At 68.3% G+C, this 12,205-nt stretch carries 12 protein-coding genes; 4 read left to right on the plus strand and 8 right to left on the minus strand.

The window, feature by feature from the left end; all coding sequences use genetic code 11:
* Positions 1-31: 31 nt before the first annotated feature.
* Positions 32-412, minus strand: a complete 381-nt coding sequence (locus FHS96_RS00455; RefSeq protein WP_429587223.1) for a RidA family protein — start codon at positions 410-412, stop codon at positions 32-34.
* Positions 413-540: 128 nt separating this feature from the next.
* Here FHS96_RS00455 and FHS96_RS00460 point away from each other — a divergent pair, with 128 nt between their 5' ends.
* Positions 541-1,428 (plus strand): LysR substrate-binding domain-containing protein, encoded by an 888-nt coding sequence (locus tag FHS96_RS00460; protein ID WP_429587224.1) that lies wholly within the window; start codon positions 541-543, stop codon positions 1,426-1,428.
* A 19-nt stretch (positions 1,429-1,447) separates the two neighbouring features.
* Here the strand turns inward: FHS96_RS00460 and FHS96_RS00465 are convergent, their stop codons facing one another.
* From FHS96_RS00465 to FHS96_RS00485, 5 genes are all read right to left on the minus strand, one after another.
* Positions 1,448-1,774 (minus strand): UrcA family protein, encoded by a 327-nt coding sequence (locus FHS96_RS00465; RefSeq protein ID WP_429587226.1) that lies wholly within the window; start codon positions 1,772-1,774, stop codon positions 1,448-1,450.
* A gap of 84 nt (positions 1,775-1,858) precedes the next feature.
* Complete coding sequence (locus FHS96_RS00470; protein WP_429587228.1) at positions 1,859-3,082, minus strand: DUF418 domain-containing protein; 1,224 nt, start codon at positions 3,080-3,082, stop codon at positions 1,859-1,861.
* Positions 3,083-3,197: 115 nt separating this feature from the next.
* Complete coding sequence (locus FHS96_RS00475; RefSeq protein ID WP_429587229.1) at positions 3,198-3,893, minus strand: murein L,D-transpeptidase catalytic domain family protein; 696 nt, start codon at positions 3,891-3,893, stop codon at positions 3,198-3,200.
* A gap of 44 nt (positions 3,894-3,937) precedes the next feature.
* Entirely contained in the window at positions 3,938-4,282 is a 345-nt protein-coding gene (locus tag FHS96_RS00480) for a hypothetical protein (RefSeq protein ID WP_429587230.1), read from the minus strand.
* A 5-nt stretch (positions 4,283-4,287) separates the two neighbouring features.
* Positions 4,288-5,733 (minus strand): L,D-transpeptidase family protein, encoded by a 1,446-nt coding sequence (locus tag FHS96_RS00485; protein ID WP_429587232.1) that lies wholly within the window; start codon positions 5,731-5,733, stop codon positions 4,288-4,290.
* A gap of 144 nt (positions 5,734-5,877) precedes the next feature.
* On the opposite strand from FHS96_RS00485, the gene FHS96_RS00490 reads away from it, so the two are divergent.
* Complete coding sequence (locus FHS96_RS00490; protein ID WP_429587233.1) at positions 5,878-6,330, plus strand: phage tail protein; 453 nt, start codon at positions 5,878-5,880, stop codon at positions 6,328-6,330.
* A gap of 17 nt (positions 6,331-6,347) precedes the next feature.
* Complete coding sequence (locus tag FHS96_RS00495; RefSeq protein WP_429587235.1) at positions 6,348-6,722, plus strand: phage tail protein; 375 nt, start codon at positions 6,348-6,350, stop codon at positions 6,720-6,722.
* Between the two features lie 40 nt (positions 6,723-6,762).
* Here FHS96_RS00495 and FHS96_RS00500 read toward each other — a convergent pair whose 3' ends face one another.
* Positions 6,763-7,620 (minus strand): GGDEF domain-containing protein, encoded by an 858-nt coding sequence (locus FHS96_RS00500; RefSeq protein ID WP_429587236.1) that lies wholly within the window; start codon positions 7,618-7,620, stop codon positions 6,763-6,765.
* A 242-nt stretch (positions 7,621-7,862) separates the two neighbouring features.
* Between FHS96_RS00500 and FHS96_RS00505 the strand changes: the two genes are divergently transcribed.
* A complete protein-coding gene (locus FHS96_RS00505) occupies positions 7,863-11,354 on the plus strand; it encodes a DUF3857 domain-containing transglutaminase family protein (RefSeq protein ID WP_429587237.1) in 3,492 nt (1,163 codons plus the stop codon).
* Between the two features lie 291 nt (positions 11,355-11,645).
* Here the strand turns inward: FHS96_RS00505 and FHS96_RS00510 are convergent, their stop codons facing one another.
* A complete protein-coding gene (locus FHS96_RS00510; protein WP_429587238.1) occupies positions 11,646-12,203 on the minus strand; it encodes a peroxiredoxin in 558 nt (185 codons plus the stop codon).
* Between the last annotated feature and the right edge of the window lie 2 nt (positions 12,204-12,205).

Below are 12,205 nucleotides of genomic sequence, written 5' to 3' on the forward strand. Positions count from 1 at the left end.
TGGCGGCGCTCCCCACCCCAGGGGAGGCGCCTCAGCGGATGGCTGCGATCGCCTCGATCTCGATCATCGCCGCGGGATCGTAAAGCGCCCTGACCTCGGCGATGGTGTCGGCCGGATAAGGCGCGGAAAAGAAGCGCCGCCGCAGGTCGACCACCTCGTCGAACTGGCTCATGTCGGTGACGAAGATCGTCACCTTGATCACATCAGCCAAGCTCGATCCGCCGGCTTCCAGCGCGCGGCGGAGGTTGGCGAACGCCTGCTCGCCCTGCGCGCCGAACCCGCCCTCGACGATCCGGCCATCGTCCCCGGCGCCGGCCTGGCCGGAGATGAAGAGCAGATCGCCGAAGCGGATGCCCTGCGAAAGCAGATAGGGGGCATAATTGTCGGGCGTGGTGATGACCTGTTCGCGCATCGCGCAACTCCTTCGGAAAGCCCGGCGCGATGCCGGGCGGTTGCTGCCGAATTGGCGCTGGCGCGGGCAATCGACAAAGGATGGTTTCTCAGCCAATGGATGAACTCGATTCATCCGAGGATTGCCGGATGCGCTCCCACCTTCCTCTCGGCCAGTTGCGCGCGTTCGAAGCGGCGGCGCGGCATGGCAGTTTCAAGCAGGCGGCCGATGAGCTGGCGGTGACCCCCACCGCGATAAGCCATCAGATCCGCACGCTGGAGGCGCATATCGCCACCCGCCTGTTCGACCGGCGCGTGCGCAAGGTGGTGCTGACGGAAGCGGGGCAGCTTCTCTATCCGGTGCTGCGTGACGGGTTCGATGCGTTCGATGCGGCGCTGGGCGGGCTGGCGCAGCAGAACCGGCGCGGGCGTGTGACGATTTCCGCGACCACCGCCTTCACCGCGCACTGGCTGGTGCCGCGCATCGCCCGCTTCCAGCAGGCGCATCCCGGGATCGAATTGCGGCTGCAATCGTCGGAAGATGTCGCGGCGCTGGGCGCGGGCGGCGTGGATATCGCGATCCGCTATGGCCGCGGCCCCTATCCGGGGCTGGCGGCGGAACCGCTGTTCGCGGATCGCTTCGCGCCGGTGGCAAGCCCGCGGCTGCGGCTGGGGACACCAGCGGACCTGGCGCAGGCGCCGCTGATCCATTTCGACTGGCGCCGGCCCGATCCGGGCAATCCGACCTGGGCGACCTGGTTCGCGGCGGCGGGGCTTGCCGAACCGGCGGCGGCCGCCGCCCTGCGCTTCTCGGACGAGAATCTGGCGATCCAGGCGGCGGTAACCGGGCGTGGCGTCGCGCTGCTCAGCCTCGCGCTCGTCGCAGAGGAGATTGCGGACGGCGCGCTGGTGCAGCCGTTCGGGCCGGTGCTCGACGGGCTGACCTATCATCTGGTGACGACCGCGCCGCAACCGCCCGAAGGGGCAGTGGCGGCGGCGATCGCGTGGCTGCGCGGGGAGGCGGCGGCCGGGCGCTGATGCGGCCGGCGCGCTGCGATCAGTGCGCCGCCGCCCGCTGGACGAGGACGGCGCGGGCCTGTGCGGTGCTGGCGATCGCGGCCGTGCGGCACTGCTCCATCTCGTGATAGCGCCAAGCCGGCGCGGGGCCGGTCACCTGGCACAGCCGGCGCGCGGCGGTGAGGATGCGGCGATCGAGTCGTACCTGCCCTTCGGGACGGGTGAGGTCCAGATCGTCCGTGCGCACGATGGCGCTGCGCTGGCCCTGTTCGGCGCGGAGCGGCGGATGCGCCAGCAGCAGGGCGGTCAGGCCGGTGGCGCTAATCAGCGAGGCGAGCGGGCGGAACGTGGCGGTAAGGGAAAACATGCGATTGGCACCTGAGCAATTGTCGTTGCCGGTGCCAATCGCGGGTTTCGGCTACGCCATCGCAACGATGGATCGTTGCAGATGTTACGAATGCAAATCGGGCATGGCCCGCCGCCGCATCGGCTGCACCGCGCCATAGGCCAGCGAGCGCCACAACCATTCGACCGGACCATGGCGGAACGCGCGGAGCCAGAATGTGCTGAACAGGCAGAGCCCGAGGAAGATCGCCAGCGCGAACAGGTTCATCGCCATGCCGTTCCACTGGCCCATCAGCCCCAGCCCCCAGCCATACCAGGTGGCTGCGCCGATCGCGTTGGAGGCGAGATAGCCGGTCAAGGCCATCCTGCCCGTCGGCGCCAGCGCGCGCGCCACGCGCTGTCCGCTGCCCGCCAGCCACAGCGAGAACAGCGCGACATAGCCGAAGCTCATCAGCGCGAGCCCGGCATAGGCGGCGGTGACGAGTCCGTAGGCGGCGCCATCCGCCTCGATCCCCAGCCGCCGCGATGCGTGGACAATGCTCAGCACCAGCCCCAGCGGGATGGCGATCGCGGCTGTGCGGATGAGGAAAGGGCGCCACGCGGCGACATCGGTCAGCACGCGGTTCCGCGCCGCCCACACGCCGATCAGGAACAGCCCGAACACGCTGAGGTCATACATCAGCGCATAGCCGGTCTCGACGCGGTAATGATCGACATAATAGGCCAGGTTGGCGCGGATGAAGGCGGCATAGTCGTTGCCTTGGTAGATCGGCGCGGTGGCCGGCATCAGCGCATCGACCGCGGCGGGGGAAAGGCCGGCGATGTTGGGGAGCGGTGCGCCAGTGACCGCCTCGACCAGGCCGATCACCAGCGGCGGCACGATCAGCAGTGCGAGCCCGGTGGCGACCAGGGCGCGGTTGCCGAGGTTGCGGAACAGCGGCAGCGCAAGCCCGAGCAGCGCGTAGAGGATGAGGATATCGCCGAAGAACAGGAAGGCGAGGTTGGCGAGGCCGATCGCCAGCAGCACCAGCATGCGCCGGCTGTGCAGCGGCCAGATCGGCTGCCCGTTCGCCGCGGCGCGCGCGGCCAATGTGCCGAATCCCACGCCGAACAGCAGCGCGAACGCCGCGCGCGCCTTGCCCTGGATCAGGATGAGATCGAAAGCGAGGAAGGCCATGTCCGCGCCGTTCGCCCGGGCGATGACGCTGCCGCCGACCAACGCGCCGACCATGCCGACGATGTTGAAGCTGATCACGCCATAGAGCGCGATGGCGCGCAGCGCGTCGATCAGCGCATTGCGATCATCCTGCGGCTGCACGGCGGCCGGCATGGCGTCTGCTTCCTGTCGCGAATCCCCCGGCGCGGATCGACGACCCGGCCGACATCATCGTGTCACCGATGGTAAGCAGGATGCAAACCGAAAAATCGGCCGGATCAGGCGGCAATCAGACCTTGGCGGCGTAGATCATCCGGCCCGGGCCCAGCAGGCCGATCACCTGCGAGATCAGGTGCGGCGCCACCGCGAAGCAGCCTTCGCTGCGGCCGGCCTTGCCCCAGCTCGAGATATGCGCCTCGCTGACATAGTCGGCACCGTGGACGACGATCGCGCGCGCTTCGGCATTGTTGTTCGAATAATCGAGCCCGTCGAGGCGCATCGAAACGCCATGCTTGCCATAATAGATGGCGCCGGTGCGGTAGGTGCCCTCGCTGGTCGCCAGCGAATTGGGCTGGTTGGAAAAGCTCTGCAGGAAGCCCGAATGGCTCGGATCCGACCCGCGGCCGTGCGCGACCAGATAGGAACTGGTCTGCCCGCTGACGAGATCGACGATGTGGAAGCGATGTTCGCGCGAGGCCGCGTTGAAATCGGCAAGCCCGACGCGGTCGCGCAACTGGAACGCGCGGCCATGCGAATCGAGCGCGCCGCGGGCGCGATCGAGCAGCCGGGCGAAAGGGAGCGTGTCGAGCTGCGCGGCGGGCCCCGGCGTGGCCGGAACGGGCACCGGAACCGGCAACCGGCCCAGCGGCGCGAGCACGGTGGGCGGCAATGCCACCGGTGCACCGGCAGCGCGCAAGGTCGAGGATGGAATGATGGCAAGCCCGAGCCCCGACAAGGCTTGCCTCACAAATGTGCGGCGATCCATGTCGGGGAATTTAACCCCGCTCGGCCGGATTTTAAACCCGCTACTCAGGGGTTCGGAGCGGAATCGTTCCTCCCTTCACCGGGCGGAGGGGGCGTTTCGCCGCCATCGTCGTCCGGAAGGCGGGTGGTGAGGCCGGTCGCGTCGGCATCCTCGCGCATCTGTTCGTCGTCGCTCACCACCGGCGGCGGGGCCGGCGGCGGCACCACATCGACGGTGTTGACCTCTTCCTCTTCCTCGACCTCGTTGATCACCGGGATGTTCACCGGTTCCTCGACGATCGGCGCCTCGGTGGCATTATTGGCCTCGGGCTCGGCATCGGATCCCGAACTGCCGCAGCCGGCGAGCGCGAGGGCGCCGGCAAGCGCCAGCAGCGGAAGCGAAAGACGCATGGATCTTACTCCTTGGAAGCGGTGACGACGGCCTGGGCGCGGCGGGTGGAGGCGTCGATCTTCGAGGCCAGCAGCTTGTCCCACCCATAGGGATCGTCGCGGAAGTTCATCTGGCCGTTGCCGCCGGCGAACGCCGTCCAATAGAGCAGGTAGACCGCGACCTGCTTGGGCAGCTGCACGCGCTGCGTCTTGCCGGTGTCGATCAGCGTCTGCACCTGGCCGTTGAGCGCCGGATCGTCCTGCACCATCAGTTCGGCCAGCGGCACCGGCTTTTCCAGGCGGACGCAGCCATGGCTGGCCAGCCGGTCATAGCTGCTGAACTTGGCACGCGACGGCGTATCGTGGAGGTAGACCGCGAACGGATTGTCGAAATCGAACTTCAGCCGGCCGAGCGCGCTGTTGGGCCCTGCGGGCTGGACGATGCGCTCGCCGCCGCCCGGCGTCTTGACGATCTTGTAGCCCTGCGCGGCCAGCGCGGCGCGGCCCTTGGGCCACAATTCGCGCTTGGCGATCGAGGAGGGCACGTTCCACGGCGGGTTGACCACGATCGAATGGATGTTGGAAACCAGCATCGGCGTTTCATTGCCGGGGCTGCCCGTGACCGCGCGCATCGAGGTGACCGGCTGGTCGCCCTCGAACACGGTCAGCACCGCGGCGGCGATGTTCACCTGCACGCGATTGACCGGCAGTTCGCGCGGCAGCCAGCGCCAGCGCTCCATATTCGCCATGATCGCGGCGATGCGATCGCCGACCGGCACGTTGAGCGCAGTCACCGTGCGCGGGCCGAGCTGGCCGGTGGGCTCAAGCCCGTAGCGGCGCTGCGCGCGCTGTACGGCGGCGGTCAGCGGCTCGCTGTCGGTCACCGTGCTGTCTTCCACGCGCAGGCGCGCGCGAACATCGGCATCGGCGGACTTGGCGGTGATCGCCTTCCAGCCGCCCTCGTCACGGATCTTCTCGTAATTGGCGAGGCCCTTGCGTAGCCCTTCGTAGCCGGCATAGCGCGGGGTGAGGCCATTGGCCCACTGGCGCAGCCGATCATCCTTCACCGCCGCGGCGAAGGCGGGCAGCGGATCATAGGCTTCCGGGCGCAGCGCCCAGACCTGGAGGAAATCGGCGGTGTCAATGCGGCCGCGATGCAGCGCGCTCGCCCGGTCGAGCGCGGCGCGGGCCAGCGCGTCCCCCTTCAGGCTGGCCGGCTTCGCCATCGTGCCGCTGGTGAGGCCCTGTTCGGCGCCTTCGGCGAGCCAGTCGCGCAGGAAATCGGCCTGCGCGTCGCTGAGCCTGGGCAGCGGCTGCGCGGCCGGCGGCAGCGCGGGCTGCGGCGCGACGGGCGTGGGAAGGGGCGCCGGCAGCGTTTCATACTGCAGGGTCGGCGGAGACGTCTGCGCCGCGAGGGGCAGCGGGAGGGCGGCAAGCAGTGCCGGCAGAACGATGAGACGACGCGATACCATGGTGCATGCTCTAATGCCCGTGCGACCGGGGTTCAAATGGCATTTTTCACCTAGGTGAAGGAACCATATCCTTTCTGTGCCCGCCGTCACTGACGGCACGCGCGCGCCGCGTCACACCGGCTTCACAACCGATGGAGGCGGGCAATGGCTGTGCTGCGCGACATTCCCTATGGCAATTTCAACTTTCTGGTCGATCTGGGCGACGGCAATACCGAAGGGTACCCGGCGGGGTTCAACGAAGTATCCGGCCTCTCGATGCGGCTGGACGTGATCGAATATCGCGTGGGCAACATGCCGGAATCCGGCGCGCTGAAAATACCGGGGCGGGCGCATTATGGCGACGTCACGCTGAAACGCGGGATCATCGGCAGCCTCAACCTGTTTCAGTGGATCGATCAGGTCCGCAATGGCGACGTCAATGCGCGCCGCACGGTGACGATCAGCCTGCTTTCCGAGGATCGCACCGCGGTGGTGACGACGTGGAGGCTGCGCCGCGCCTGGCCGGCGCGCTTCGCCGCCGCGCCGCTGGTCGCCGCCTCCCGCGAGATCGCGATCGAGGAACTGGTGCTGGCGCACGAGCGGCTCGAGCTGGAATGAGCGGGGCGGAGCCGTTGGTGGCGTCGCGCTTCCTCGTCTCGATCGATGGGCTGGACGAGGATGCCGGCTTTTCCGCCGTCACTTTGCCGCCTTTGCCCGCGGTGGCCGCCGAGCGCGGCACGGCGGAGGGGCGGGTGGTGCTGCGCCGGCCGGCGAGCGGCGATGCCCGGCTGATCGACTGGTGGCAGGCGGAGCGCGCCAAGCCCGGCAGCGGGCGACGCGACGTCGCCATCACGTTGCTCGATGGCGCGGGCCGGCCGGCGCTGCGCTGGCGCGTGAAGGGCGCGCGGCCGGTGCTGCTGAGCCACGGCGCACTCGATGCTGAGAGCAATGCGGTGCTGAGCGAGACGGTGGAACTGGCGTTCGAAGGGATCGAGATCGAGGTGGGGTAGGGGGCTGGCGTTAAGCCCTCTCCAATTCCTCGACCGCCCCTTACTCCGCCACCGGCGCCGCGCGGACCTGGTCGCGGCCGGCGAGCTTGGCGGTGTAGAGCGCGGAATCCGCCAGCCGGATCGCGGACTCGAGCTGGTCGGCATTGTTCACCGTCGCCATCCCGCAGGAGAAGGTCAGCGGTTCATCGTCCAGCGTGGCCAGCGGCGAGACGCGCATGCGCTGGCGCAGGCGGTCGAGCGCCTGGCGGGCGCGTTCGGGTTCGATGTCGAAGATCATCACCGCGAATTCCTCGCCGCCCCAGCGGCCGACGACATCAGCCTCGCGCAGATTCTCGGTCAGGCAATCGCCGAAATCCTGCAGCACGCGATCGCCTTCGGCCATGCCATAGCGTTCGTTGACCAGCCGGAAGTAGTCGAGATCGAGCAGTGCCACCGCCGCCTTGCGCCCCGCCATCAGGCGGATCGAGGCGGCACCGATGAAGCCGCGGCGGTTATAGAGCCCGGTCAGCAGATCGCGCGCCGCCTCGTCGGTCAGCTGATCGATCCGCGCGGCAGTCGCGGCGGCGGCGAGGCCGACACCGGCGAGCAATTGCCCGGCAAGATCCTGACCGCCCTTGGGTACGGCATTCACGCGCTTGCCGGCCTGCACCGCGCTGAGCAGCGCGGTGGCGTGGCGGATCGGTGCAAGCAGTGCAGCCAGCGCGGTAATTGCAATTACGGTACCCGCCAACGTCGCCAGCAGCAGTGGCATGAAGATGTCGAGATGCCATTCGCCGCGCAGCGCCTCGGCCACAAGGAAAGCGATCAGCGGCAGGTGCACGGACGCGAAGCAGATCGCGAAGATGCGCAGATGGTAACTGCGCGGGAACAGGAAGCGGGTCGCATGATAGAAACGCATAGGCTTCGCATTCGGCAAGGGGCGGTTGGCGGTGACGTGGATAGTCGCTTGATACTGCACCGCAACAAGAATGTCATGCCATTATGGACCGAATTTTGCGGATCCGGTTTTTCGGGATTGACGCAAATTCTTGGAATCACTGGATTTCTGCAGCGCGACGCTAGATGCGCGCGGCTTGAAACGGCTGCGGCGGGGCAATAGCACAGATGGATGGCCGTCTGGCCGTGGGGGGACCGGATTTGATGACTCTGCTTGCCGCGCTGTTGCGCGCTTCCGTCACTTTTGGCCTGCCGCTGGCGGGAATCGCCGCGACTGCACCGGCACACGCGCAGGCGCCGTCCCCCACCGATGGCCGGCCGGCGGCGATCGCCAAGGGCAATATCCCCGCCTGGCTGGCCGAGCGCACGCTGCCCGAGCCCACCACCGCGCAACTCGCGCTGGCACGCGGCGGCGCCGCCTATCTCCTGACCGACTGGCAGGTGCGCGGCAACGAGCGCGGCCACCAATCCTATTATCGCGTCGCATCCAAGGTGGTGGAGCGCAGCGGGCTGGAGGATGCGGGCAAGATCGAGATCGATTTCGATCCGCGTTTCGAAACCGCCACGCTGAACTTCGTGCGCATCGTCCGCGACGGCAAGGTGATCGACCGCACCGGCGACGCGGCGTTCACCATCGTCGAGCGCGAGGACCGGCTGGATGAGGAGATCATCAGCGGCCAGTTGCGCGCGATCGCGCATCTGAAGGATGTGCGGGTGGGCGACATCGTCGACTATGCCGTGACCCTCGATATCCATTCCAGCTTGTGGCCGGGCCATTATTTCAACGCGCTCACCGCGCGCTATTCGGTGCCGCTCAGCCAGCGCAACGTGCGTATCCTGTGGCCGCAGGGGCGGCCGCTGCAGTTCCGCCCGCGCAACACCACGATGGGCTTCACCAGCCGGCGTGAGGGCGACATGCAGCTCTGGGAATGGGTCGGCACCGATCCGCCGTTCGAGCAGGACGAGAAGGCTGTGCCGAACTGGTATCCGCAATATGGCAGCGTCGATATCTCCACGATGGCGCGCTGGTCCGAAGTGGTCGACTGGGCGGTGGCGCATTATGCCGGCGATACCAGCCTGCCCGCCGATTTCGCCGCGAAGCTGGATGCGATCGCGGCACGCTGGCCGCGCCCCGAGGATCGGCTGACCGAGGCGACCCGGCTGGTGCAGGATACGATCCGCTATGTCGGCGAGGAGATGGGCGAGGGATCCTATGTGCCGCGCCGCCCCGCGCTGGTGGTGGAACGCGGCTATGGCGACTGCAAGGACAAGGCGCTGCTGCTCGCGGTGGTGCTTGGCCGGCTGGGGATCGACGCGGTGCCCGCGCTGGTTTCGACGCGGCCGGGCTATGACCTGCCCGAAAGACTGCCCTCGCCGCTAGCGTTCGACCATGTCGTGGTGCGCGCCGCGCTGGGCGGGCAGGTGACGTGGATCGATGCTACCGCATCCTATCAGGGCGGCCGCGGGCTCGCGCTGGTGCCGGCGGCCTTCGGCTATGCGCTGCCGATCCGCGCCGGGCAGACCGCGCTGGAGGAGATGAAGGGCCGCGGCGAGCGCGCCGGGGCGATGGTGGTGGTGGAACGCTTCGCGATTGACGAGGCGGCGGCCACCGCGCTGACATTGGCGGTGGAGACCCGCTATACCGACGGGCAGGCCGATTATGCGCGGTCGCGCAACGCCTCTCAGCCCGTGTCGGACCAGGCGCGCGCCAATCTGGAATTCTACCAGAAGCGCTTCCCCGGGCTGGTCGAATCAGTGCCGCTGGCGATCCGCGACGATCGCGACGGCAATGTCGTGACGATCGTGGAGAATTACACGCTCTCGAGGGCGGCGTTCGAAAAGGGCAAGATCCTCGCCGATCTCGTCACCAACGCCTATACCGTGACGGAAATCCTGCCCGCCCGGCAGAGCAGCGCGCGGCGCAACCCGCTGGCGCTGCCGCGCGACGTGACGCGCGAACAGACCATCGAACTGGTGGTGAAGGGTCGGCCGGCGGTGGTTCCCGACGATATCGACATGCAGGCGGGCGGGGTTTCGTTCGTGCGCAAGTCGACGGTGTCGGGCGAGACGCTGAAGATGGTCTACCGCCTGTCGAGCGGCGCCGGCGGATCGGTGCCCGCGACCGGCGCTGAGGGCGTGTTCGCGCTGTCCGACAAGGTGGTCGAGGAAAGCGGGCTGACCTTCCATTTCGACCGGATCGAAAAGAGCGCGGGCAAGGGCGGCGTGCAGGCCGATGGCCTCGACCGCGCCCAGCTCGCGCCGTGGCAGGACCAGCTCGATCGCGTCGCCAAGCTGATGGAGGAAACCGACCAGCCATCGCGCATCGAGGCGCTGTCGATCATCAATGACGTGTCGGCCAAGGTGCCGCGCCCGTCGGCCGCGGCGGGGCTGGTCGACGGCACCAAGGGCGTGCTGCTGGCGATGCTCGGGCGCTACGCCGCGGCGCGCACCGCGCTGCAATCGGGCATCGATCAGTATCAGGGGCAGCCGCACATCTATCGCATGCTGCTGGCGACGCAGCTCGACAGCCGCGATCCGGCCGGCTTCGTCAGGACGCTCAAGCTGATGGCGGAGCATCATCCCGGCGAGGTGGCGAATATCGATGCGGACTGGCTGCGCGATGTCTTCTGGCCGCAACTGCAGGGGCTGAAGCCCGCGGAGCGCAAGCGCCTGCGCGAGGAAAGCTGCGCGATCCTGGCAGGAGGCGGCTGGCAGCAGCAGCCGCCGACGATGGAAGGCGAGGAGATGGTCGGCTGCGCGGTGAAGGTGGCGCTGGAACGCGGCGACCTGCCGGGCGCGCGGGCGCTGCTGGCGCGGGGGCTTTCGGTGAACGGGCTGGTCGAACTGGCGATCGACCAGCGATACAAGGCGCTGTGGCCCGATATTGAGAAGATGCGCGGCAACGGCTTCCGCGCGCCGATCGAAAAGGCGGTGGCAGATGCCGCGGCGGCGGCGAAGGCGGCACCCGACGATTTCGACGCGGTGCTGCGTCATGTCCGCGCGCTGCGGCTGGCGGGCGATCCCGCGGGCGCGATCGCGGCGGGCAAGCGGCTGGCGGAGGATCGCGCGCGGATCGAGGCGACGGGGGGCCAGGCCTTCTGGCTGGTCAACGAATATGCCTATGCGCTGGTCGATGTCGGGCGCACCGACGATGCGGTGGCGGCGCTGGACGGCATCGTCGCGCTGGGGCTGGACACCTATCCCGCGCTGATCTCGCAGATCATCAACCTCTCCGAAACGCTGATGGAGGCCGGGCGATCCGATCGCGCGCTCGCCGTGCTGGCGACGGTGGAGGGGGAGGGCACGCCGGTGAGCGGCTATGGCCGGATGTGGATCCTCTCGACCAAGGCCTGCACCTTGCGCGAACTGGGCCGGGCCGGCGAGGCGGCGGCGCTGGAGGCGAAGTTGGTGGCGGACACCAACCAGGCGGCAGCGACGATGGCGGCGGCGTGCCGCGGGGACGTGGCGGCGATCGAGGCGCAGCTGATCGCGCGGCTCGACGATCCGGATGAGCGCGGCGGCGCGCTCACCGGCTTCATCCGCTTCAAGCGCGCCGCACCCGAAACCCCGCTCGAGGCGAAGCTGGCGAAGGTGATGGCCACCGCGCGCGCCCGCCCCGACGTGAAGGCGCGCCTCGAACGCTATGGCCGCGCGATCGAGGTGGACGGCGCGGGGACGTATTGGGGGAGTTTCTGAGGCGCGCGCACCGAGCAAAAAGCCCTCTCCCGCACTTGGTAGCGAGGTATTCGATCGTGCATGAATTGAGCGGTGCTGCCGCCGCGCTCCCTCGCCCCTATGGGGGGAGGGACGGGGAGAGGGGGGAGTCACGCTCCGCGTAGAGGTTCGAAGGGCTCAGCGCCGCCGGTCGGCCCTTTTCAGAGCGAACCCGTCAGGCCTTTACGCTCGGCGCGACTGCCCCTCTCCCTGGTCCGCTACGCGGACCTTTCCCTCTCCCCATAGGGGCGAGGGGAAAAAACGGTCGCCCCCTCAGCGCTTCGCCTTCTTCGTGGGGTGCTGTGCGCGCCACGTCTTCACCGCATTCAGCGTGCCGGTGATGTGGCCGCGCGGATCGCGATCATTGTGGACGTAGAGGATCTTGCCGTCGGGCGCGATCACATAGGAGACGCGCTCCGACCGACCGGGCTCCACCGCCATCGCGACATCATAGGCCTTGATCATAGCGGGGCTGGCGATGCCGACCGCGAACTTGTCCCGGCAGGCCTCGCGCGAGAAGCGCTGGAGGTCGGCGATGCTGTCTGCCGACATGCCGATCACGGTGGCGCCCGATGTTTCGAACTCCGGCGTCTTCTCGGCGAATTCATGCGCCTCGATCGTGCAGCCCTGGGTGAAGGTCTTCGGGAAGAAATAGAGGACCACGGGGCCCTTCTGCAGCGACTTCGTCAGCGAGAAGGCGAAGGGCTTGCCGGCCTGCGCCGCCGGCGTGCTGAAGGACGGTGCCTTCGCACCCTTGGGCAACGCCGCCTGAGCGGCGGGCATGGCGAGGAAGAGAGGCAGGGCGGCGACAACAAGGCGACGGAGCGTCATTG

It is taken from the genome of Sphingomonas zeicaulis (assembly GCF_050433225.1).
In the GTDB taxonomy this organism is placed as follows: domain Bacteria; phylum Pseudomonadota; class Alphaproteobacteria; order Sphingomonadales; family Sphingomonadaceae; genus Sphingomonas_D; species Sphingomonas_D zeicaulis.